The following is a 23,841-nucleotide window of genomic DNA, read 5'->3' on the forward strand; positions in this document are numbered from 1 at the left end:
ATGCCGGAACCGACCAACCGATTCCTCGGGAAGTACCGGGGCCGGGTCGCTGATAACGCCGATCCGCGGCGCATCGCGCGGATCCGGGCCGAGGTGCCCGACGTGCTGGGCCGCGAGGTGTCCACCTGGGCGCTGCCGTGCCTGCCGTTCACCGGCGAGGGCTTCGGGCACTTCACCGTGCCCGCCGTCGGCGCCGGTGTGTGGATCGAGTTCGAGCAGGGCGACCCGAGCCACCCGATCTGGTCCGGCACCTGGTTCGGCGAGGCGGACGAGCTGCCGCCCGACGCCCGGGCCGCGCAGGAGACCGAGCCGCCGAGCCGGCCGGTGGTGATCCAGACCGGGGCCGGCCACAAGCTGTTGATCTTCGATACGCCGGGCGGCGGCATCCTGCTGGCGGCCGGCGGCTCGCGGATCCGGATCGACGGCGGCGGGGTGCGCATCGAGGACGGCGCCGGCGGCATCTCGATCACCAACGGCAACGTCGACATCAACGGCCAGATCTTCCCCCGGAGGTGACCTGTGAGAACCGACATCGCGTTCCCGTTCCGCGCCGGCGTGCGCGGGCGAACCGCCGGGGCGACGTACGACGAACACGTCCGTGACCTGATCGAGCAGCTGTTGTTCACCGGCCCGGGCGAGCGGCCGATGCGGCCCGACTTCGGTTGCGGCCTGCTGGACCTGGTGTTCGCGCCGACCGGCCCGGAGCTGATCGCGGCGCTGGAGCTGTCGGTGCGGGCGAGCCTGCAGCGGTGGCTGGGTGACCTGATCGAGGTGCGGTCGCTGGACATGACGGTCGCCGGCGGCACTGTGCGGGTGTGTCTGGCCTACACGGTCCGGCGCACCGGCGCCGCGGCCGAGGAGATCTTCGAGGGGCGAGCATGAACAGGCGCGCGGCGATCCGGGCGGCCCACCACAACGGGGTGGACGAGGTCGAGGTGAGCGACGACGGGCTGCGGCTGACCGTCACCTTCCTCGGCCGGGCACCGGACGAGCTGCGACCGGGGAACGTCCGCATCGACGGCGGCCGCCGGGTCACCGGCATCACGGCCGTCGAGGTGTCGGTGGAGCGCGCCGGCGATCCGGAGGCCGACGACCGGCTGCACGTCACCGTCGACCGGCCCGGCGACACCTCGCGATACCGGTTGTCGCTCGTCGAGACCGACGCCCACGGACGCCCCGGCACCCGCCCGTACCCGGGTCTCGACCAGCGCTATTACGGCGCCGGCTTCCGGTTCTGGCCGCAGCTCGGAACTCCGTTCGACCACACCGGCCCGGGGGAGCAGGGCCCGGCGGCGCCGGCCCCGGTGATCGACTACACCGCCCGGGACTACGACTCGGTCCGGCGGCTGCTGCTGGACCGGCTGGCGCTGACGATTCCCGGCTGGGTCGAGCGCAACCCGGCCGACCTCGGTGTCACGCTCGTCGAGCTGCTCGCGTACACCGCTGATCAGATCTCCTACCAGCAGGACGCGGTAGCCACCGAGGCCTACCTGGACACCGCCCGCCGCCGGGTCTCGGTCCGCCGGCACACCCGGCTGATCGACTACCCGATGCACGACGGCGGCAACGCCCGCGCCGTCGTGGTCGTGAAGGTTGCCGAACCGGTCACCCTGCGGCCCGGGGAGTACCGGTTCGCGACCGCGGTGCCGGGCGCCACCACCGCCGCGGTCATCGACGACCGGGACCTGGCCGGACCGGCCGGGTCCGGCGGTGTGGAGATCTTCGAGCCGCTGGACCGGCACCCGGTGCGGCTGGACCCGGACCACGACGCGATCCCGCTGTGGATCTGGGACGGCGAGGAGGACGTCCTGCCGGTCGGCGCCACCGCGGCGACGCTTCGCGACGGCTGGGCCGGATCGGACCGGAGCCGGCGGGCACTGTCGCTGCGCCCCGGCGACGTGCTGGTTCTCGAGGCGGAAGAACACCACCAAGCGGTACGCCTGGAAACCGTCACGCCGGGCATGGACCGTCTCGTCGGCCGGCCGGTGCTGGAGGTCACCTGGTCGCGGGCGGACGCGCTCACCGCCGCGCTGCCTCTCGCCGGGACGGTCGCGCACGGCAACGCGATCGTCGTGGACCACGGCCGGTCGGTCACCGAGCGGCTCGGCGCCCCGTACGTGCTGCCGCCGGGGGCGGTGCGGTGGCCGGTCACCCAGGCCGCGCCCTACCCGCTGCCGGAGCACGTCTGCGCCGGTCAGGCCGCGCATCTGGCGAGCATTCCGGAGCGGGTGCGGGCCCGGCTGTCCGACCTGTGGCGCAGCGCCGGCGACCGCGACGGCCTGTCCGACGCCGAGGTCGACGAGCTGGCCGCGCTGTTCGGCCTGGGCCACCGGGACCTGGCGGCCCTGCGCGAGGACCCGGTCCGCGCGCTGGGCGACCTGATGCGCCGCTCGACCCGGCTGCTGGCCGGCAAGCGGCGGCGCCTCGACGTGCTGGCAGCCCGGGCCCGGGCCGGCACCGTCCTGCCGGCGCACGTCGCCGACGAGATCGAGCAGAGCTGGGGCCGGCGGTACGTGGGTGGCCTGCACCCCGGCGATCCGGTGCTGCACGGCCCGATGGCCGCGCTGGCGGGCGACCCCCGGCTGGCTCTGCCGGACGTCACGGCGCACCACCGCGGCCACACCTGGACACCCCGGCGCGACCTGCTCGACAGCGGGCCCCGCGACCGGCACTTCGTCGGCGAGCTCGGCGACGACAACCGGCTGACGCTGCGGTTCGGCGACGGCCGGTACGGCGCCACCGCACCGGAGGAAAGGCCGCCGGACGGAAAGGTGCCGGAGGCGAAACTGGAGGTCCGGTACCGGCTGGGCGGCGGAACGGCCGGCAACGTCGGCGCCGGCGCGATCGCCCACCTGGTCCTCACCCACGACCCGAGCCTGCCGGACCGGGAGCTCCCGCCGGTGCTGGCCGTGCGCAACCCACTGCCCGCGACCGGCGGCACCGCGCCGGAGCCGGTCGAGCAGGTCCGCCACCTGGCGCCGCTCGACCTGCGGCGCCGCCGCCTGCGCGCGGTGACCGCCGCCGACTACGCCGAGCTCGCCTCGGCCCTGCCCGGTGTGCAGCGCGCGGCCGCCGAGCTGCGGTGGACCGGCAGCGTCACCGAGGCGCACGTCGCGGTGGACGCCGCCGGCACCGGCACCCCGTCGCGGCAGCTTCTCGACGAGGTCGCGCACCGCCTGGAGGCCTACCGGCGCATCGGCCACGACCTGGTGGTCGGGCCCGCCCGCACGATCCCGCTGGACATCGCCGTCGAGGTGCGCACCGCCCCCGGCCATCAGCGGGGCCGGGTCGTCGCCGAGCTGTACCGCCGGCTGCTCGCCACCTTCCGGCCCGACGCGGTGAGCTTCGGCGACCCGGTGCGGGGCAGCCGGCTCACCGCCCTCGCCGCGTCGGTGACCGGCGTCCGTAGCGCCCGGGTGACCCGGTTGCGCCGCCAGTTCGAGGCCGGCGCCGGGGAGCTGGCGGCCGGCCTGCTGCGCCTCGGCCCGCTGGAGATCGCGCGGTGCGACAACGACCCGGACCGGCCCGACGGCGGCCGCCTGGTGATCACCCTGACCGACGGAGGCGAGTGACGTGGACACCCCCACCGGCCACGCTGCGTTCCTGGCCGCCATGCTGGACCGGCTGCCGGAGCACCCGGCGTTGCGCCCGCTGACGGTGCGCACCACCGACGACCCGGCCGTCGCCCTGCTCGACGCGGCGGCCGTGGCCGGCGACCTGCTGAGCTTCCACTCCGCGCGGATCGCCGCCGAGGGCTATCTGCGGACCGCCGGCGACCAGCGGTCGCTGGGTCTGCTCGGCCGCCTGGTCGACCACCGTCCGCGCCCCGGCCTGGCCGCGAGCACCCACCTGGCATACCGGCTGGACCCGCGCTCGCAGCCCGGCGGCCCGGACGCCGACGTGCTGATCCCGCGCGGCTCGCGCAGCCGCAGCGTGCCGGTGGCGACCGGCGAGCAGCCGCGGACGTTCGAGACCGACGCCGACCTGACCGCCCGCGCCGCCTTCAACGAGCTGGCGGTCCGCCGCCGCCGGCCCGGCCTGCTGTTCCCCGACGACCTCGACCGCCGCGCCGAGGTCCTGGTCGCGGGTACCGACACGCTGCTGGTGGCCGGTGACCGGCTGCTGTTCGTGTTCGGCACCGGCGCCTCCGCCACCCGGCGGCTGGTGCCGGTGGCCCGGGTCCGGGTGGACCATGACCGGGACGTCACCGCGATCGGCCTGCCCACCTCGCCGCCGCCCAGCCTTACCGAGCTGGCGGCCGAGCTGCGCCGGTGGATCACCGACTCGGGCGACGGCAGCCCGAACCCGCGCCCGGCCGGTGCGCTCGTCGCCGAGGTCGACGCCGAGGTCCTGGCGCCACTGCGCGCCCAGCTCGACCGGTTCACCAGTCCGGAGGCGTTCGCCGCCGCGCTGGTCGCACCGCGCGAGCGCCTCACCGAGGCGGCCGTGGTCGCCGGTTCCCGGCGTGCGGTCGCCGGCTGGTTCGACGAGCTGGAGGCCGTCCTCGCCGACCTGTCCGCCCGAGCTCACGACCTGGGCGGCATCCACGACGAAGCGCCCACCGGACCGGCCCGTGCCACCCGTCGTGCCGCGCCGCCGGCCGGCGCGCTGACCAGCCTGATCGCGCTGCGGGCGACGGCGGCGCCGTTCGGGGCGCGGGCGGCGCTGCAACCGGTCCGCGACGAGCGGGGCAGGGTCGTCACGCTGACCGATTGGCCGCTGCCCGGCGCCACCCTCACCACCACCCGGGTCGTCTTCGACACCGCCGGCCGCACCGCGTCGCGGGCCGAGTTCGTCCACGCCCAGCCGGACGGCACTGTCCAGCACACCGTGGACCTGCCCACCGCGGCGACGACGTTCCCGCTGGGCCCGGGGCGCATCACGGTGACGGGTACCGCCGAGGCGGTCACCGTCGGGCTGGAGGCGGAACTGCCGGCACACCGGCTGGTCGTGAACAGCCCGGGCGAGGACCGCCGAATCACCATCGAGATCGACGATCGTACGATCGACGTGTCCCCCGGTGATCGGAAGCCGGTCGACGCCGGCGGCCGGAAGATCGTCGTCAGCTGTCCGGCCGCGACCCAGCCCGCCACGCTGGAGATCGCCGTCGCCACCGTCCCGGATCCGGTCCGGCGCACCGTCCTGCCGCTGGACGTCGTTCTGCCCGGCGTCACGGCCGGCAGCACGGTCGCCGTCGAACGTCCCGGCAAGGCCGGCCTCGCGCTGGTCGTGACCAGGGTCGTCGAGGCCCGCCCGGCCACCTACAGCATGTTCGGCACGACCGGTCGCGGCACCCGGCTCACCCTCGAGGATCCGTGGCTCGACGAGGACGACGTGCTGCTCTCCCAGATCCGCGACACCACGGTCTACGCCGTGGGGGAGCCGCTGCGCCCGGCCGGCCGCCCGGTCGACGACGACGTGCACGGCAACCGGGTCGAGCTCGCCGGCCTGCACCGCGGCCTCGGCCCCGGCCGCCTGCTGGCCGTCAGCGGCACCCGCTGGGGAGAGCCGGGGCGCGATACGCACCCCCACTTCACACCCAAGCCGGCCGGCAGCGAGCGTGGGGAGTTGGGGCGCGATACGGACCCGAACTTCACACGCGAGTCGGTGGGCACGGAGATCGCCGTGATCGCCGCCGTCGAGCACGGCACCGACCCGGAGGTGCCCGGCGACCACCCGCACACCACGCTGATCCTGACGGCGGACCTCGCCGGCCGGTACCGGCGAGACACCGTCCGCATCCTCGGCAACGTGGTGCCGGCCAGCAACGGCGAGAGCCGTGACGAGCCGATCGGCAGCGGCGACGCCACCGCTGCCGGGCAGGTCTTCACCCTGTGGCAGGAGCCGCTGACCTGGCTGCCCGAGCCGAACCCGTCCGGCGCCCACCCGGCGCTGGAGATCCGCGTCGACGGGCTGCTCTGGCAGCCGGTGGACAGCCTGGCGGGCCGCGGCCCCGGCGAGCGGGTCTACGCGCTGGGCACCGCACCGGACGGCCGGGCCACGGTCACGTTCGGCGATGGCGTGCACGGCGCCCGACTGCCCACCGGGCAGGAGAACGTCCGCGCCCGTTACCGCTTCGGCACCGGCGCGGCCGGCAACCTGCCGGCGCACCGGATCACCCAGGCGGTCACCCGGCCGCTCGGCGTCACCGGCGTCACCAACCCGGTCCCGGCGACCGGCGGCGCCGACCCGGACGGCCCGGGGCTGGCCCGGCGGCGCATCCCGCTGGCCGTCGCCACCCTGGACCGGCTGCTGTCCACCAGCGACTACGCCGAGTTCGCCCGCGCCCGGGTGGGCATCGGCCGGGCCGCTGCCCGCGAGCTGTTCGACGGCCGGCGCCGCGTCGTGCACGTCACTGTGGCCGGCGTCGACGATGTGCCGCTCGACGCCGGCCCCGGCCTCGGCCCGCTGGTGCCGGCGCTGTGGTCGGCACTGGCCGCGCACGGCGATCCGCGGCTGCCGGTGCGGGTGGACGTGCGGGAGCTGATCCCGCTGCGTCTGGTCGCCGAGGTGCGGGTGGCCCCGGGACACAGCTGGGAACTGGTCGAACCGCGGTTGCGCGAGGCGCTGCTGCGCCGGCTCGGCCATCCCGGTCGGGACCTGGGGCGCGACGCCCACCTCAGTGAGGTGATGGCGGTCGCCGACGCGGTCACCGGTGTCGACTACGTCGACGTCGCCGTCTTCTCCACGGTGGGCGGGCCGGCCGAACCGCTGGCCGTCGTCACCGCACGCGCAGCCCGTACCACTGAAGAAACCCACCGCGTCGCCGGAACCGGTCCGCAGAGCCTGACCCGCGTCGCCGCGCGGGCCGGCGTCGCCCTGGCCGAGCTGGTGCGGCTGAACCCGGGCATCACCGGCGTGCGGCCGCTGCCCGCCGGCCGGGTGGTCACCACGTTCCGCGGCATTCGCCCCGCCCAGCTCGCCGCCCTGGCGCCCGGCGACCTGACCCTCACGGAGATCCGATGACCGGCACGCCGAGAACTGTCGACGAACTAGCCGAGCTGCTGCCGCGCTGGCATCGGCAGGCCGGTGACGACCAGGGTGAAGCGCTTCGGGCCCTGCTCGCGGTGATCGCCGAGCAGATCGACCACGTCCGGGACACCGTGGACCAGCAGTATCAGGACTGGTTCGTGGAGACCGCCGCCGCCCGGGTGCTGCCGCTGCTCGGTGAGCTGGTCGGCTACCGGCCCCGGGCCGGCTACCAGCGGGTGCCGACCGAGGGACTGTGTGACGCTGGCCCGTCCGGCACCTCGGCGCAGCGGCTCGCCGAGGCGCTCGCCCCGCGCCGCGACGTCGCCGCCACGGTCGGGTACCGGCGCCGCAAAGGCACCCTGTCGCTGCTGGAGGAGCTCGCCGAGTCGGCGGCCGGCTGGCCGGCCCGGGCCGTGGAGACCTCGCGGCTGCTGGCCCACACCCAGCCGGTGCGGCTTTACGGCTCGGGCACCGGGCGGGCCGACACGATCCGCGCCGGCCGCGGGCGCCTCGCCGACCTGCGCGACGGCGCCGCCCTCGACCGTACCGGCACGCCGTTCGAGACGATCGCGCGGACGGCGGACGTGCGCCGTGGCCACCTCCCGGCCGGTGTGCAGCTGTACGTCTGGCGGCTGCGGCCGCACGCCGTCACCCGCGCTCCGGCGCACTGCGTCGACAGCGGGCGCAACCTCTACACGTTCTCGCTGCTCGGCAACGACACCCCGCTGGTGACCAGACCCGAACCGGAGCCGTCGACCTCGCACGTGGCCACCGTCGACAACGTGCCTGCGTTTCTGCGGCGGCGAGGGTTCGCCGATCGGCTGGCCGACTACTACGGGCCGGGCAAGTCGGTGGCCGTGTGGGTGGACGACCGCCTCGTACCCGCCTCCGATCTGGTCGTCGCCGATCTGACCGGCTGGCGGTACCACCCGCGGCGCGGCCAGGTGGTGATCGATCCCGAGCTGGGCCGGATCGCGTTCGCCGGCCGGTCCGCGCCGGACGGCGGCGTGACCGTGACCTACCACCACGCGTTCAGCGACGACCTGGGCGGCGGTGAGTACCCCCGGGACCTCCCGGAGCCCGGAGAGCAGGCGTACTACCAGGTCGGGGGCGAGCGGGCGCACCGCCGGATCGCCGACGCCCTGCGGCAGTGGCGCAACGACCGGCCGGCGCGGGCGATCATCGAGATCACCGACAGCGGCGCCTACTCCGAGCAGCTCGAGGTCGAACTGGCTGAAGGGCAGCACCTGACGCTGCGCGCGGCCGACGGCACCCGCCCGGTCCTGCGGTTGCTCGACTGGTCGAGCAACCGGCCCGACGCGCTCACTGTCTCGGTCGCCGACGACTGCCGATCGGACGAGCGGCCGTCGCTGATCGTCGACGGGCTGCTCGTCACCGGCCGCGGCGTGCACGTCACCGGCCCGCTCGGCTCGCTCACCGTGCGGCACAGCACGCTGGTGCCCGGCTGGTCGCTGGAGCCCGGGTGCGTCCCGTCGGACCCGCAGGAGGCCAGCCTCGTGCTGGAGAGCACCACCGCCGCGGTGCTCGTCGACCGGAGCGTGCTGGGCTCGATCCAGGTGCTCGGCGACGAGGTCGGCACCGACCCGCTGCCGCTGCGCCTGCACGACAGCATCCTGGACGCGACCGGCCCCGACCGGGCGGCGCTGTCGGGCGCCGACGGCCGCCACGCCCACGCCGCCCTGCACGCACACCGGGTGACCGTGCTCGGCGAGGTGCGCGTGCACGCCGTGGCCGCCGCTTCGGACAGCATCTTCACCGGGTTGCTGCATGTCGCCCGGCGCCAGAGCGGCGAGCTGCGGTTCAGCTACCTGCCGGCGGGCTCGCGGACGCCACGCCGGCACCGCTGCCCGTCCGGGCCCGGCCCGGTGTTCGTCAGCGAGCGGTACGGCACGCCCGGTTACGCCCAGCTGGCCGAGGCCTGCCCGGACGAGATCGCCCGTGGCGCCGAGGACGGCTCCGAACTGGGCGCCTTCCACGACCTTTACCAGCCGCAGCGGGCGGACAACCTGCGCGCCCGGCTCAACGAGTACACCCCCGCCGGCGTCGACGCCGCCGTCGTCTTCGTCTCCTGACCCGCCCTGGAAGGACTTTCCGACCATGCACGCAGATCTGTCCCGTGACACCTTCCGGGCCGGCCGGCACTATTCGAGGGTGCTCGCCCAGCAGGGCCGGGTCACCCTGGACGCCGACCTCAACGAGCAGGCCGCGATCCAGAACCACCTGCTGCGTACGCTGGTGGCCGATCTGGTCGGACCGGACGGCGGGCCCCGCGACGACGCCGGATTCGCGATCACCCACGTGCCCGGCCAGGGCGGCGCCCCGGACGATCTGTCGATCGGGGCCGGGCGCTACTACGTCGACGGTGTCCTGGCCGACGCGACGCCGCCGGAGCCCGGTGTTCCGGTGCCCGACGACGGCAACCCGCCGGAGGCCGGGGAACCGGAACCGTGGACCTACTTCACCCAGCCGGACGGCGTCCGTGACCCGGATCGGGCGGACGACCTGCTCCCGGACGCATTCCCGTACCTCGCCTGTCTGAAGGTCTTCGAACGCGCGGTGAGCGCCGCCGAGGATCCCGCGCTGCGCGAGGTCGCGCTCGGCCCGGTGGTGCCGGACACCGCGGCGCGCGTGCGGGTGAGCTGGCAGGTCGTCGCGCTGACCGCCGAGGAGCTCGGGCTGACCGGCGCCCCGGAACCCGAAGCGGTCCGGGCGGCTCTCGCCGACTGGGCGGTCCGCGACGACGAACCCCGGATGGCGGCACGGGCGCTGCGGCCGGCGGACGCCGACGACCACCCCGGCCTGACCGAACCGGACGCCCGGTACCGCGGGCCGGAGAACCAGCTGTACCGGGTGGAGATCCACGAGGGTGGCGCGGCCGACCGGGCGACGCTGAAATGGTCGCGGGAGAACGGCTCGGTGGTGTTCGGCGTAGAGGGGATCGACGGCACCTGGGTCGACCTGACCACCCTCGGCGCCGACGACAAACTCGACCTGCGGGCCGGCGACCGGGTCGAGGTGGTGGACACCGCGTACGCGAGCCGGCTCGAAGCCCTGCCGCTGCTGCGCGTGGATGAGGTGGACCCGGCCGGCCGTCGCGTGCGGCTGTCCGGCGAACCCGATCCGGGTGTCGGGCGCCGCCCCGAACGGCACCCGTTCCTGCGCCGGTGGGACCACGCCGGGGACGACACGACCGGCGCGCGCGGCGGTGCGGTGCCGTTGCAGGAGGGCCGCTGGCTGCCGCTGGAGGACGGCGTCGAGGTCTATTTCGCGGCCGGCGACTTCGCGTACGCCACCGGCGACCACTGGCTGATCCCGGCCCGCACCGCCACCGGTGACGTGGAGTGGCCGCGGGACCCGGCGCGGCGCCCGCTGCTGGCCGCGCCGGCCGGCATCAGCGTGTCCTACGCTCCGCTGGCGTGGATCACCGGCGCCGGCGAGCAGAGCGACCTACGGCTCATCTTCGGCCCGCTGGCGACGCCGGCCGGCGACGGCGCCGCGAAACCGGCCAAGGCGGCCGCCAAGCGCCGTCCCCGGCGCTCCGGCGGCGCATGACGCTCAGGACCGTCACGGTCAGCCGGGGTGCGATAGGCGCCCATCGGGCGTCGGACAGGTCAGGATGACGATGTACGGCCGGGTCAGGTAGGTAGTTCCAAGCAGGTGGCGCAAAAGCCGTCGCCTGGTTCGGGATCGAGAGAGTCGTCGAAGTAATGCACAGGGCGGTCCACCAAAGGGTCGTCCGTCGGAAGCGAGGCGGCGACCATCTCATTGTCTGCTGCGACGTCGAGCTTGATGCACGCGAGGCGAACGTTCGCGCTGCGCATCAGGCAAACTCCCACCGGGCTCCTCGTCGGGACAGTCCTGAATGCGGCCTGGACAATGGTGGGCCCGTCGTCCTCGTAGTGGCGCAGACGAGTGGCGTACGCGACCGGAGGCCGGTCCGCCCGGAAAGCCACCACTGTGAAGGAGTACTTGGCGAGCCAGGGGCGACAGAGGGCGATCACCGCGCGAATGAACACATGGTTTTGCGCGTCCCGCTCCAGCGGGCCGATGGTCCCGGTGGCACAACCGCTGTCGTTCCATCGGACCTGCCGGGTCGTCGGCGTCGGCGTCGGCGTCAACGTCATGGGACCTGCACCGTACGTCTGACTTCTCGGCGGAGCCGGTGGGGTGACCTCGGCGGATGCCGGCCGTAGCGCACCGGTGATCAGCAGTATCGCGGCGGCCGCTACGGCGGTCACTGCAGCAGCGGAGCGGACAGACACCGCAGACGGCGAATTCGTCATGACTCATCAGCTCCGGCGGGCGTGTCGGCGCGACTGGTGGTCGGCAGCGGCGCCGCCCCCGCAGCACCGAGTAGCAGTGCGAGTTGGAAGCGGTTCTCCACACCGAGTCGGTCCATCAGTGTTCGCATGGTGTAGGCGACGGTACGGGCGCTGACGTTCATCTGCTCCGCGGCGGACATGTCGGTATGGCCGACGGCCAGCAGCGCGACGAGAGCACGCTCCCGTTGGGTCAGGTCGATGGCGGGGACCCCCTTGCGAAACGGGTCATGACCGAAGCTCCACAACCGATGGAAGAACAGACACAGCCGCTGCACCACCGACGGCTCGTCGACCTCTACGTACCCGGCCTCCAGATCGAGGGGATCAGAGGGGAAGAGCGCCACCCTGCGATCGAAGATCATCAGCTTGAGGGGCAAGTCGGTCGCCTGCCGGTAGATTCCCGCCGCCCCCGCGGCGATGGTCCGCGGAGGAGCCGAACGGTCACCATCGGCCGGCGGCCGGCTCAGCACCCGCATCCGGACGCCGCGATCCAGCAGGCTCCGATCCAGGGGCAGGGCGGCGGCCCACGACTCCGCACTGATCACTTCTTCTATGTTGATCGTCAGATGTTCGTGGCGCTCCACCGCGACCAGGTGCGCGGCACGCCGCCGCGCCAGCACACGACTGCTCCAATGCCGCACCGTCAGGTTGTCCAACGCCGGCACCTGCAGTCCGTCGAGCACTGCGAAATGATCCCGCCATCGCTCGGTCGGGGCAGTCCGCACGGGCCGTCGACGCAATCGGCTCAGGGCGTCCGGCACTGGCGCCGCAATCCACGCTCGTGAAGGTCGCGGCCCGGAGGCTGTCCCGGTCGCGATCAACCCTCTCGCCACGAGTTCGTCGACAGCCGACCGGACCCGGACCCGCGTCACGCCCAACTCCCGGACGAGGCGTGTCTCACCCATGGAACCGACGATTGCCAAGGCGCGGTAGACCAGATCGGCGTCGACGGAAACACCCCATCGGGTCAACGACGGGACGGCTCCAGGACTCGTGACTCGCATGGCACCTCCGGCGGCCTTGCCGTCGTTCCTGTCTCTGTGCAGGAGAACCTCAGGATGTCGATGCGGCCGAGGGTTCACCCCGACGCTCGCCCAGCACATCAGCTGGAGGCCGAGCTGGGAAGGCTTGCCCGTCGCACCGTTGCAGGTTCGTGCAACCGATTCCGCGGTGGTTCTGTTCGGACCGTACGACACCGGCGCATGGTCTGCCTGCGTCGCCGGAGAGGCCGGCGGCCACGCTACTGCAAGCCTCACGACCGGAGGTACGAACCATGATCCGACTTCACCGCGTCCTGCTTGGCCTGGCCCTGGCCGGGACCATGCTCAGCGCGACGCCGGTCGCCGCAGCTGCCGCGCCGGCAGCAAACGGCAACGCGAGCACCGTCATCGGGAAGCCCACCGAGCCGTCGTCCGCGGCGGCCGCGCCGGCCGGCATCGGCACGCAGCGCGCGTGCATCTACCGGCGCGGAACGGTGTTCAACCCCAACACAGGCTGCCGCAGCAACAACGCACTGTTCATCATGCAGTCGGACGGCAACCTGGTTCTCTACCGGGCCAACGGCAGCGTCAAGTGGGCCTCCTACACGCAGGGCAACCCCGGGGCGTTCGCCGTGTTCCAGAACGACGGAAACTTCGTCGTCTACAACGCCTCCCGCACCCGGGCGCTGTGGAACTCCGTCACCTACGGCCGCGGCGCCGACCGGCTCGCCGTGCAGGACGACGGGAACGTCGTCATCTACGCCACCACTGGCGCGGTGCTCTGGGCGGTCTGACGCTCTTCGCGGAACGTTGCCCCCACCGGACGCGTGCGCACCCGGTGGGGGCAACGCGATGTCAAGTTGCTCGACGTTGCGATAGGACGAGGCCGTAGTGCAGGTGCCGGCGCACCGCCACCGGCATCACCTCGGCCGGGAACCGGAACCCGCGAAGGTCGAGCGGGAGGGACGTACAGATTGACGACGAGTACGCCATCGCTTGCCGCCAGTCGCGCCGTCATGCCCCCTGTCCGCATCCGGGCACGACCGGCTGAACCGCCGAGTCGGCTTGGCGCCGAACGCGGCAGATGGGGCGTCGCTGTCAGGCCTGTCGCCACACCCGGAATGTCTGTTGCAGGCGCCATTCGCCGTCGGGCTGCTGGGCCTCGTTGCGCCAGGAGAAGGCGTCGGGCTCGATGTCCGAGAACGTCCAACGCAGGTCGCCGCCGTCGAGCACGATTTCGGCACCCTCCTGACGAGCCAGAAAGGTGTGCACCCGGCGCCGGCCCGGCCCCACCCAGGTCGAGCGCCATACGCCGGGGCCCGCGCTCGGGTCGGGAAATCGCACGCTGACACCGTGTTCGACGCCGGGCAGAATCCAGACGTCGGTGGTGGCCCGGCCGCCCAGTGCGAATCCGAAATGCCATTCGCCCCGCAATACGGATGAGGATCCGCCGAGGTGGTACTCCGTGCAGTCCAGCGCCCACGAGCCGGCGAACTGTCCGAAAAGGTGGAGATCGACTCCAGCGGCGGGTCGGTCCGCGAGGTAGGCCGCACCGACCGCGGCCAGGTGGGTCGTCATGGTCGAACGATAGCCGAGACGCCAAGGACCGCTATCCATTTACGGGCACCACAGCGCACGCAAGGCCATGTTCGGCGTCGTCCGAGTAGCACAGGTGAGGAAGGCCGGTCACGGGACCCTGATCGATGACAGGACGTTGCGTTTCCGGTCGCCGGCCCAGGCGGCTTCGAGGATCGCGGTCAGGCTGGCGGTGTCGGTCGGGCCCGGATGGTTCTGGATCAGGCGGGTGACGCCACCGGCCATCTTCGCGAAGCGGGGGAGGTCGGCGCGCTTCACGCCGATGTCGGCCAGAGTGGCGGGGATGCCGATGTCCGCCAGGAGTTGGTCGAGCCAGGTGAGGAAGGCGTCCGCGGCCTCGGCGTCCGTTGCGTCGGACACGTCGAGCCCGGACACCCGGGCCAGAGCGGCCAGCCGGTCGTTGATGGTGTCCCGGGCCGCGTCGAGCGCGTAGGGCAGGAGCAGCCCGACACCCAGGCCGTGCGGCGTGTGCGTCGCCGCGCCGATCGGGTACTGGAGGGCGTGCGGGGCCGCGTTGCCGGCGTGGGAGAAGGCGATCCCGGCGAGCATGGACCCGTACGACATGTCGGCGCGAGCGTCCGTGTCGCCCCCGTCCCGGACGGCTCGGCGCAAGCTGCGGGCGATCCGCTCCGCGGCCAGCAGCGCGTAGTGGTCGGTGATCCGGTTGCGCCCGAGGAAAACCTGTTCCACCGGGTCGCGCGGTCCGTGGGGCCGGGGCCGCGCGGTGTAGCTCTCCACCGCGTGGCAGAACGCGTCGATGCCGGAGTGGGCGGTGACCGTCGGGGGACAGCTGTAGGTGAGTTCGGGGTCGACGACGGCGAAGTCGGGCACGATGTGGACGCTCGAGACCCCCACCTTCAGCGCGCGGTCCGGGTCGGTCAGCACCGAGACGGGGGTGAGCTCGGAGCCGGTGCCCGACGTCGTCGGGACCGCGACGAGCGGAATCGTCGGGCCGGGCACCTTCGACTCGCCGTAGTAGTCGCCCGGCGTCCCGCCGTGGCGCCGGATCACGCCGACCATTTTGGCCAGGTCGATCACCGTGCCGCCGCCGATGGCCAGGATCACGTCGGCGTCCACTGCGGTGGCCGCCGAGACGGCCAGGGCCACGTCGCGCAGCGGCACGTCGGGAGTCGCTTCGGGGAAGACCTCGACAGCGTCCACCCTGTCCCGGACGGCGGCGACGATCTCGGCCACGGCCGGCTGCCCCAGAAGGGTCCGGTCGGTCACGATGAGAACCCGTGAGCCGCTCTCGGCCACCAGACGGGGGATGTTCTGCGCGACGCCTTCGCCCACTATCAGCTGGCGCGGTCCGCGGACGGTCTCAAGCATGTCGGTGCCTCTCCGGAACGTCGGCGGTCGTGGGGGAACAGCAGGCCGGTCACGGCAGGTCGATCGCCGCGTAGGTGAAGTCGAGGTACTCGAGGATCCCCTCGTGCGAACCCTCCTTGCCGATCCCGGACTGTTTCACGCCGCCGAACGGAGCGGACGGATCCGAGATCAGGCCACGGTTGACGCCGAGCATCCCCGTTTCCAGCCCTTCGGCGAACCGGATCGCCCGCTGCAGGTCCCGGGTGAAGACATAGCCCGCCAGGCCGTACTCGGTGTCGTTGGCCTTGGCCATCACCTCGTCGTCGGATGTGAACGAGACGATCGGCGCCACCGGGCCGAAGATCTCCTCCGTCAGCATCCGCGCGTCCTCGGGCACGTCGACGAGGACCGTGGGCGGGTAGAAGTAGCCCGGTCCGTCCGGGCGCCGGCCGCCCACCAGGACCCGGGCACCACGATCGACCGCGTCGGCGACGAGTTCGCCGACCTTGGCGACCGCGGGCTCGTCGATCAACGCCCCGACGTCCACGCCGTCGTCGAGGCCGTGACCCACCGAAAGCGCGGCCATCCGCGCGGCGAAGCGCGCCGTGAACTCCTCGCGCACCGGCTCCTCGACGTAGATCCGGTTGGCCGCGATGCAGGACTCCCCGATGTTGCGCATCTTGGCGACCATGGCCCCGTCGACCGCGACGTCCAGGTCCGCGTCGGCACAGACGATCAGGGCCGCGTTCCCCCCGAGTTCCATCGAGGTACGCAACACGTTGTCCGCGGCCTGCCGGAGCAGCCCGCGCCCGACCTCGGTCGACCCGGTGAACGAGAGTTTGCGGGTCCGGCGGTCGGACAGCAGGGCCGAGATCACCTCGCCGGCCCGCTTGGTGGTCACCACGTTGACGACGCCCGGGGGGACGCCGGCCTCCTCCATGATGCGCGCCAGCAACAGCATGCTGAGAGGCGTCAGCGCGGCCGGTTTGGTGATCGTGGTGCAGCCCGCGGCCAGCGCAGGAGCGATCTTACGAGTGCCCATGGCCAGCGGAAAGTTCCAGGGCGTCACGAACACGCACGGTCCTACCGGCTTCGGTACGGTGAGGATGCGACAGCCGCCCCCGGGCGCGGTGCTGTAACGCCCTTCGACACGGACCGCCTCCTCGGCGAACCAGCGGAAGAACTCGGCGCCGTACGCCACCTCGGCCCGCGCCTCGGCGAGCGGCTTGCCCATCTCGAGCGTGATCAGGCGGGCGACCTCCTCGGACCGCACGATCAGGGCCCGGTACGTCGCGGCCAGCAACTCCGACCGTTTGCGCGGCGGGGTCGCCGCCCAGTCCGCCATCGCTTTGCTCGCCGCGTCCAGAGCAGCGAGCCCGTCGGCCGCACCGGCGTCCGCCACCTCGGCGATGGCCTTGCCGGTCGCCGGGTCCTCGACGGTGAAGGTGGCTCCGCTCGCGGCGTCGCGCCAGGTGCCGCCGATCCGGAGCAGCCGGTGCTCGGGGGCCAGGACCTTCATCGGGTCACTCATCGCGTGGGCTCCTTACCGGGTGGCCGCGGACAGCGACTGCCCGGTGCTCGCGTCGAACAGGTGCGCACGATCCAGGTCGACGGTGACGAGCAGCCGCTCGCCCGGTGTGCCGCTGATCGTGGGTCGTGCCTTGACCTTGAGAATCTCCGTCCCTACCCGGACGTCGACCACCGTTCGGTCACCGAGCGGCTCGAACCCGTAGAGCTCCCCGGGCAACGAGGCGTCGCCCCGCTGCTCGACGGACAGGTCCTCCGAGCGCAGCCCCAGCAGCAGCGGACGGCCGTTCTCGGCCGTGGTCCAGCCAGGCCGCGGCAGCGACCAACCCTCCGCACCGATCAGACGGTCTCCTTCGGCGCGGCAGGCGAGCAGGCTGATCGGCGGGCTCCCGACGAATCGGGCGACCCACTGGTTGGCCGGCCGCTCGTACACCTCGGCCGGTGTCCCGACCTGCTGCACCCGCCCTTCCTTGAGGACCGCGACCTGGTCGGCCATGGACAGCGCCTCGACCTGGTCGTTGGTCACGTAGACGAAGGTGGCTCCGAGGCTGCGGTGGATGCGGGTGAGCTCGGTACGCATCTCGACGCGCAGCTTGAGATCGAGGTTGGTCAGGGGCTCGTCCATGAGGAACGCGCGCGGGCTGCGGACCAGCGCCCGGGCCAGGGCGACCCGTTGCATCTCACCACCCGACAACTGCGCGGGACGGCGCTGCAGCAGGCGTTCGATGTGCAGCAGGCCCGCCACCCGGTCGACGGCCGTGGCGATCTCGTCCGAGGAGCGGTGGCGTGCTTGCAACGGCGAAGCGATGTTCTCGTACACCGTCTGCCGCGGATAGAGAGCATAGTTCTGGAAGACCATGGCCAGGTCGCGGTCTCCGGGGGCGTCACCGGTCGCGTCCCGGCCGTCCAGATGCACCGATCCGGCGTCCAGCTTCTCCAGACCGGCGATCGCTCGCAACGTCGTCGTCTTGCCCGCCCCCGACGGCCCGAGCACGACGAAGAACGAGCCGTCCGGCACGTCCAGCGTCACCCCGTCCAGGGCCTGAACCTTGCCGAAGGACTTGCTCAGCCCCTGTGCTGCCACGGTTCCCATCAGGCCACCAGCTCTTCCGTGCGCACGTCGTAGACGGCGGGGGCAGCGCCGGTGTGCCGCAGACCGACCCGGGTGTCGGTGGCGAAACGGACCGTCGGAGCCATCCGGACCCGGACGTCGCTCTGACCGCCGTGGTCGACCACGTAGATGATCTCGTCGCCCAGCCACTCCGCCGAGACCACGCGGGCCGGGATCGAACGGTCCGCACCGGGTGCCGTGACCTCCAGCGCCTCCGGCCGGACACCGGCGACCAGGCCCCGGTCGCGCGGCAGGCCCGGCGGGGGCGTGAGGTCCAGCCTGCCCCTGCTGCGCAGCTTCCCGTCGGCCACCTCGACGTCCATGAGGTTCATCGGCGGGGAGCCGATGAAAGCGGCGCAGAAGAGGCTCGCCGGACGGTCGTAGACCTCCAGCGGCGTGCCGACCTGCTCGACGCGGCCCTTGTTGAGGATGGCGATCCGGTGACCGAGTGACATCGCCTCGACCTGGTCGTGGGTGACGTAGACCATCGTCGTCCCCAGTTGGCCCTGCAGGTGCTTGATCTCCGTGCGCATGTCCGCCCTCAACTCGGCGTCCAGGTTGGTGAGAGGCTCGTCCATGAGGAAGGCGCGCGGTCGCCGCACCAGGGCGCGAGCAAGCGCGACGCGCTGCTGCTCACCGCCGGACAGCCGGCTCGGCCGCCGATCCAGCAGCGGGCCGAGCCGCATCAGCCGCGCCGCCTCGTCGACCCGTTCGCGTACCTCGGCCTTGGGAAGTCCCTCGGCGCGCAGCGGGAACGCCAGGTTGTCGCGGGTTCGCAGATGGGGGTAGAGGGCGTAGAACTGGAACACCATGGCGATGTCGCGCTCGGCCGGCGGCAGGTCGTTGACCAGCGTGGCGCCGATGCGGATGTCGCCACTGGTCTGCCTCTCCAGGCCGGCTATGGCCCGCAGCGTGGTCGTCTTGCCGCAACCCGACGGGCCGAGCATCACGAAAAGCTCACCGTCGCCGATGGACAGGTCCACCCGCTCCACCGCGACCGTCCCGTCCGGGTAGCGCTTGTGCAGCGCTGTCGCCTCGATGCCGGCCATCAGCGACGCACCGCCCCGAGCGTCACACCGGCGACGAGATGCCTGCGCACCAGGTAGGCGAATATGAGCACCGGCAGGGCGAAGACCACGGAGGAGGCGGCCACCAGACCCCAGTCCACGGTGGTGCCGCCGATGAGCCCGGCGATGGCCGGTGGGGCGGTCCGGACACTGTCGCTGGAGGTGAGGAAGACGGCGAACACGAACTCGTTCCACGAGAAGATGAGGGCGAACACCGCCGTCGCGGCGATGCCGGGCACGAGCAGGGGCAGCGTGAACTTCCGGAACGCCTGCAGGCGGGTGTAGCCGTCGAGCATGGCGGCGTCCTCGTACTCCGCGGGCACCTCGTCGACGAATCCCTTCACCATCCAGATCGTGAACGGCAGGTTGAAGGCGGTGTAGATGAGGATCAGGCCGAGCGGGGTGTCGATGAGCCCGACCACGCGGTACATCAGGAAGATCGGGATCACGACCACCACGGGCGGCATGAAGCGGGTGGACAGGATGAAGAACAGCTGGTCCTTCTTGGCCTTCAGGGTGAAGCGTGAGTAGGCCCAGGCCGCCGGGACGCCCAGCAGCGTGGCCATCACGGTGGAGGCGCCGGCGACCAGGAGGGAGTTGAGGAAGGCGACGGACAGGTCCGATCGGCCGCCGCCGGGGCCGACGAAGACGTCCCGGTAATGGGCCAGGGTGACCTGGAAATCGAAGAATTTTGCCGGTACGGCGTAGACGTCGCGATTCTCCTTGATGGACGTCTCGATCATCCACAGCACCGGGAAGAGCATCAAGACGGCCAGCACGGTCAGCAGCGCGATCTCGAGCACCGAGCGGCCCCGTCCTCTGCCGATGCCACGCGCGGGTGGCGTGCGATCCCGGACAGGACTTGTGGGCACGGCCTCGTTCACGGAGACGGCCATCAGTCCTCCTTGAGCTTGTTCAGGTAGCGCAGGTAGAGCTGCGTGAGGACGATGACGATGACGACCATGAGAATTCCGTACGCCGAGGCGGTTCCGGTGTTGAAGCCCAGGAACGCGACCTTGTAGACGTGGAACGACAACGTCTCGGTGGAGACCCCCGGGCCTCCGCTGGTCAGGATGTAGACGAGGTCGAACAGCCGGAAGGCCTCGATGGCCCGGAACAGCACGGCGATGAGCAGCAGCGGCCACACCAGCGGAAGCGTGATGGTGCGGAACCGGAACCACTCGGACGCCCGGTCGATCGAGGCGGCCTCGTACAGGTACTTGGGCACCGCGGTCAGGCCGGCCAGGGCGATGAGCATGATGAACGGCGTCCATTGCCAGGTGTCCACCACGATCAGGGAGGCCAGCGCCGTGCGCTGCCGGGTGAGCCACTCCACCTGTTCCAGGCCGAGTGAGCCGAGCATGCTGTTGACCACGCCGAACTGCGCGTCGAGCATGAATCGCCAGAACAGGCCGACCACGACCGGCGACAGCATCATCGGGATCAGGAACAGCGTGGTCAGCAGGCCCCGCCCGTGCGTACGCCGTGAGATCAGGTAGGCGATGGTGAAACCGAGCACGGTCTGCAGGACGACCGCACCGACCACGTAGATCAACGTCGTCACGGCCCTGAGATGGACCTGCGCCGAGGTCAGGACCGCGGTGTAGTTCTCGAACCAGACGAAGGTGCCGGACCCCCCGCGAGTGGCCGAGTAGTCGGTGAAGGACAGGTACAACGCCCACAGCAGCGGGAACACCGACATGGCGAGCAACAGCAGCAACGCCGGGGCGATGAAGGCTACGGCGAGCTTGCGGTCGCTCAACCGGCGGGACCGGCCCCGGGCCGGCGGCGTCACGGACGCCACCTGCCCGGGCCGGTCGGTCGTCAGAGGAACGGCGTCACTCACAGTCCGCCGCCGCCCTTTTTGCCGCTGGAGTCGAGTACGGCCTGCTGTTCCCTGGCGATGTCGTTGAGCGCGTCGCTCGGCTTCTTCGCGCCGTTGAGGGCCGCGTTGACGCTGGTGTTCTCGATGTCGACCAGCCGCGCGTACTGGGGCACGTTCCACATGTCCCGCATCCGCGGAACCGAGTCGGCGTACACCTTGTTGAACGGGCCGGCGTTGAGGAACTCGGGTGACTGGATGGCGTCCGTCCGCGAGGGCACGCCGCCCGCCGCGGCCCACTTCTTCTGGACGTCAGCCTGCTCGAACCACTTCATGAAGTTCAGGGCCTCGGCCTGGTTCGCCGCCGGCGAGTAGGCCGACACGTGCATTCCCATGCCGCCGAGAGGCACCAGGTCCGTCTTCTGCTTCGGCAGGGTGGCGAAGCCGAGCTTGTCGAGGATCTCCTCCCTCGACTTGCCGAGCGTCGACTGCTTCGGGTCGAGCAGGCCGCCGCTCGCGGCGATCCAGTTGAACGCGATGCAGGCCTTGCCCTGCGCGACCGCCGCGTTCACCTCGTCGATGAACCAGTTGCCGGAACCCTTGGCGGTCAGTGGCTTCATCCTGTTGACCAGGACGTCCATCGCCTCCTGGCCGGCGGCGTCGTTGAGGACACCCTCGATCTTCTTCGCCTTGGCGTCCCACAGGTTGCCGCCGTAGACGCCGTTGACCGTGTTGTAGGTGACGGCCGCGGCGTCGGAGCCGTTGGCCTGGTGGAACGCCAGACCGCTGACGCCCGGGTTGTCCGTCTGACACTTCTGGGCCGCTGAGATCATCTCGTCCCAGGTCTGCGGCGGCTGGTCGCCGATCAGGTCCTTGCGGTAGATCATCGTCCAGGTGTCGCCGAGCAGCGGCAGCCCGTACAGGCTGGCGTTCTCGTCACGCTGACCGGTCTCCGCCTGGGGGAACTGGCCGTAGGCGGCCAGCAGGTACGGGTCGTAGGCGTTGACGTCGATGTTGTTCTTGACGAAGTCGGTGAGGTCGAGGATGTTGCCGTTCGTCACCGCCTCGCCGATGTGCTGCGAGTCCAGGATCGCGATGTCGAAATCGGTCTTCCGCGCGGCGAACTGGGTGAACATGGCGTCGTGCCAGTTCGCGTTCGGCACGGTGTTGACCTTGATGGTCGCGTTCGGGCGTACCTTCCTGTACTCCTCGTTCGCGAACTTCTCCAGCGCCTGGGCGGGGGGCCACTCGAACCAGATGAAGCTGAGGGTCAGCGGGTCCGTGGTGAGCTCCGGGATGGTCGCCGGTGCCTTGGGCGCGCTCACCTGCGCGGCCCCGTCGTCGGTGTCGCTGCATGCCGTCACGGTGGTGCCCATCAGCAGCATGGCAGCCGCTGCCAAATATGCTTTTCGAGCAGGTCGTCCTGTTCGCCGGGAGGATCGCATCTGTGGCCTGCTTTCTGGGGGTGGTGACTTCTACAACCTCGCCAGGTGCTTCGTTGCGTTTCGCAGGTGCTGGATCGGGGAGGCATGGTGACGCGCTTCGCGGGTGTCCCCCCGAGGCCGGTGACACGCGTGCGCCTCGATGTACTGGGTTGCGGGATGACGAGCATCCGCTACTTTTCCTATACGATCCCGGCCGAGGGCGTCAGAATGCCGCAGCGGTGTGACCGATGTCAACGGGGTCGAAGACGCAGGAAGGACCTCATGTCGCGATGGACGACGAAGCGATGACCTCGCTGGACCGAAACGGCATGGCCGGCCCTGTGCCGCCGGGCCGATCTCGCGGCCGGCTTGCCGACGAGGTCTACGACACGCTGCTCGGCCAGCTGATGTCGCTACGGATCGAGCCCGGCTCCCGCGTCACGATCGACGCCCTGGCGCGTGAGCTGGGGGTGTCGCAGACGCCGATCCGGGACGCTCTCAACCGCATGGAGGCCGAGGGCCTGGTCGTGCGGGTGCCGCACGCCGGCTACCGCATTCCCCCGCAGATCACCCAGCACCGCTTCGAGGACATGCTCGAGGTCCGGCTGCTTCTCGAGCCCGCCGCAGCGCGCCGATCAGCGGAGCGGGCGTCACTTGAGCAGGTGAACGGCTTGCGGCGAATGCTGGCCGAGATGGAGGAACTGGAGGGCGGTGCCGGGCCCATGGCCTATGGCGCCTTCGGTCTGCGCGATGCCGCTTTCCACGATCTTGTCGCGCTGAGCGCGGAGAACGAGGTCATCCGCGAGGCGCTCGCTCGCCTGCACAGCCACGTGCACCTTTTCCGGCTGCACCGCGACGCCCAGGTCACCCACCTGGCCATGGCCGAGCACGAGCAGATCGTGGCCGCGATCGCGGCTCGTGACCCCGACGCCGCCGCCTACGCGATGCGCCGGCACATCCTGCGCTCCGGCGAGCGTTTCCGGCGGATCTTCGACGAGGTCGAGGACGTGGGTGTGATGGTGGCAGAGCCTTGACGGGCGGGTCCCCCCGGGGAATGCTGATCCGATCGAATCGGATCCGATCGGATCCCCCCAGCTGCCCCCGGATGCGAGGAGAAGCGGGTGCCCAGAGCACTGCTCCTGACCGGCGACGCCGCCGAAGAGCTCGACACCATGTATCCCTACTATCGCGTGCAGGAGGCCGGTTGGGACATCGACGTCTCGTCGCGGACGTTGCGTGACGTGCAACTGGTCATCCACGAGTTCGACCCCGATTCCGACGCCTACGTGGAGAAGAACGGCCGGAAACTGCCGGTCGACGTGCCGTGGGCCGAGGTCGACGTCGAGCGTTACAACGCCTTGATCATTCCCGGAGGCCGCGCCCCCGAGTGGATCCGCGTCGACCCCGACGTCCGGCGTATCACCGAGCACTTCTTCGCGCGCAACCTGCCCATCGCGCTGGTGTGCCACGGCGCGCAGGTGCCGGCGGTCTACGGGTTGCTCAAGGGCCGCAAGACCGCGTGCTTCCCGCCCATCACCGGCGACATGGAAAATGCGGGCGCGACGGTCATCGACGCTCCCGACGTCGTGGACGGCAACCTCGTCTCGTGCCGGGGCTGGCCCGACATGCCGCAGTTCGGCCGGGCGATGATGGACGTGTTCTCGAAGTCGGTCAACCCCGCATCGGCGTGA

At 71.6% G+C, this 23,841-nt stretch carries 19 protein-coding genes; 9 read left to right on the top strand and 10 right to left on the bottom strand.

Translation table 11 applies throughout. The features are described from left to right. The 6 genes from AC0NH5_RS34625 to AC0NH5_RS34650 are packed head-to-tail and all read left to right on the top strand — an operon-like array spanning position 1 to position 10,545. Entirely contained in the window at positions 1-516 is a 516-nt protein-coding gene (locus tag AC0NH5_RS34625; protein ID WP_474411257.1) for a phage baseplate assembly protein V, read from the top strand. Between the two features lie 3 nt (positions 517-519). Then, entirely contained in the window at positions 520-882 is a 363-nt protein-coding gene (locus AC0NH5_RS34630) for a GPW/gp25 family protein (RefSeq protein ID WP_474411259.1), read from the top strand. Beyond that, the gene (locus AC0NH5_RS34635; protein WP_474411261.1) at positions 879-3,572 is read left to right on the top strand and encodes a putative baseplate assembly protein; all 2,694 of its coding nucleotides are present in this window, start codon (positions 879-881) and stop codon (positions 3,570-3,572) included. The genes AC0NH5_RS34630 and AC0NH5_RS34635 overlap by 4 nt, the downstream gene beginning before the upstream one ends. Position 3,573: 1 nt before the next feature. Next, positions 3,574-6,966 (top strand): putative baseplate assembly protein, encoded by a 3,393-nt coding sequence (locus tag AC0NH5_RS34640; protein ID WP_474411263.1) that lies wholly within the window; start codon positions 3,574-3,576, stop codon positions 6,964-6,966. Further along, positions 6,963-9,065: a hypothetical protein gene (locus tag AC0NH5_RS34645; protein ID WP_474411265.1), complete on the top strand. Its 2,103-nt coding sequence runs from the start codon at positions 6,963-6,965 to the stop codon at positions 9,063-9,065. Before AC0NH5_RS34640 ends, AC0NH5_RS34645 begins: the two co-directional genes overlap by 4 nt. A 25-nt stretch (positions 9,066-9,090) precedes the next feature. Then, the gene (locus AC0NH5_RS34650; protein ID WP_474411267.1) at positions 9,091-10,545 is read left to right on the top strand and encodes a DUF6519 domain-containing protein; all 1,455 of its coding nucleotides are present in this window, start codon (positions 9,091-9,093) and stop codon (positions 10,543-10,545) included. An 83-nt stretch (positions 10,546-10,628) separates the two neighbouring features. Here AC0NH5_RS34650 and AC0NH5_RS34655 read toward each other — a convergent pair whose 3' ends face one another. Beyond that, positions 10,629-11,117 (bottom strand): hypothetical protein, encoded by a 489-nt coding sequence (locus tag AC0NH5_RS34655; RefSeq protein WP_474411269.1) that lies wholly within the window; start codon positions 11,115-11,117, stop codon positions 10,629-10,631. Positions 11,118-11,272: 155 nt separating this feature from the next. Continuing rightward, positions 11,273-11,998 (bottom strand): helix-turn-helix transcriptional regulator, encoded by a 726-nt coding sequence (locus AC0NH5_RS34660; RefSeq protein WP_474411271.1) that lies wholly within the window; start codon positions 11,996-11,998, stop codon positions 11,273-11,275. A gap of 590 nt (positions 11,999-12,588) precedes the next feature. Here AC0NH5_RS34660 and AC0NH5_RS34665 point away from each other — a divergent pair. After that, entirely contained in the window at positions 12,589-13,089 is a 501-nt protein-coding gene (locus tag AC0NH5_RS34665) for a bulb-type lectin domain-containing protein (protein ID WP_474411273.1), read from the top strand. A 304-nt stretch (positions 13,090-13,393) separates the two neighbouring features. On the opposite strand, the gene AC0NH5_RS34670 is transcribed toward AC0NH5_RS34665, so the two are convergent. The 8 genes from AC0NH5_RS34670 to AC0NH5_RS34705 all read right to left on the bottom strand — a co-directional run bounded on the left by AC0NH5_RS34670 (position 13,394) and on the right by AC0NH5_RS34705 (position 22,102). Further along, the gene (locus AC0NH5_RS34670; RefSeq protein WP_474411275.1) at positions 13,394-13,873 is read right to left on the bottom strand and encodes a hypothetical protein; all 480 of its coding nucleotides are present in this window, start codon (positions 13,871-13,873) and stop codon (positions 13,394-13,396) included. Between the two features lie 108 nt (positions 13,874-13,981). After that, positions 13,982-15,220, bottom strand: coding sequence for an iron-containing alcohol dehydrogenase (locus AC0NH5_RS34675; protein ID WP_474411277.1), 1,239 nt, complete (start codon positions 15,218-15,220; stop codon positions 13,982-13,984). 49 nt (positions 15,221-15,269) lie between these two features. Next, entirely contained in the window at positions 15,270-16,730 is a 1,461-nt protein-coding gene (locus AC0NH5_RS34680; protein WP_474411279.1) for an NAD-dependent succinate-semialdehyde dehydrogenase, read from the bottom strand. 12 nt (positions 16,731-16,742) lie between these two features. Next, complete coding sequence (locus AC0NH5_RS34685) at positions 16,743-17,819, bottom strand: ABC transporter ATP-binding protein (RefSeq protein WP_474411281.1); 1,077 nt, start codon at positions 17,817-17,819, stop codon at positions 16,743-16,745. Next, a complete protein-coding gene (locus AC0NH5_RS34690) occupies positions 17,819-18,886 on the bottom strand; it encodes an ABC transporter ATP-binding protein (protein WP_474411283.1) in 1,068 nt (355 codons plus the stop codon). The genes AC0NH5_RS34685 and AC0NH5_RS34690 overlap by 1 nt, the downstream gene beginning before the upstream one ends. Continuing rightward, complete coding sequence (locus AC0NH5_RS34695) at positions 18,886-19,800, bottom strand: carbohydrate ABC transporter permease (RefSeq protein WP_474411285.1); 915 nt, start codon at positions 19,798-19,800, stop codon at positions 18,886-18,888. Before AC0NH5_RS34695 ends, AC0NH5_RS34690 begins: the two co-directional genes overlap by 1 nt. Then, positions 19,800-20,699, bottom strand: a complete 900-nt coding sequence (locus AC0NH5_RS34700; protein WP_474411287.1) for a carbohydrate ABC transporter permease — start codon at positions 20,697-20,699, stop codon at positions 19,800-19,802. The genes AC0NH5_RS34695 and AC0NH5_RS34700 overlap by 1 nt, the downstream gene beginning before the upstream one ends. 47 nt (positions 20,700-20,746) lie before the next feature. Continuing rightward, the gene (locus AC0NH5_RS34705) at positions 20,747-22,102 is read right to left on the bottom strand and encodes an extracellular solute-binding protein (RefSeq protein WP_474411289.1); all 1,356 of its coding nucleotides are present in this window, start codon (positions 22,100-22,102) and stop codon (positions 20,747-20,749) included. 338 nt (positions 22,103-22,440) lie between these two features. Between AC0NH5_RS34705 and AC0NH5_RS34710 the strand changes: the two genes are divergently transcribed. Together AC0NH5_RS34710 and AC0NH5_RS34715 are read left to right on the top strand one after the other, a co-directional pair. Then, positions 22,441-23,184, top strand: a complete 744-nt coding sequence (locus AC0NH5_RS34710) for a GntR family transcriptional regulator (protein WP_474411291.1) — start codon at positions 22,441-22,443, stop codon at positions 23,182-23,184. A gap of 87 nt (positions 23,185-23,271) precedes the next feature. Next, entirely contained in the window at positions 23,272-23,841 is a 570-nt protein-coding gene (locus tag AC0NH5_RS34715) for a DJ-1/PfpI family protein (RefSeq protein WP_474411293.1), read from the top strand.

It is taken from the genome of Actinoplanes sp. 13 (genome assembly GCF_056134165.1).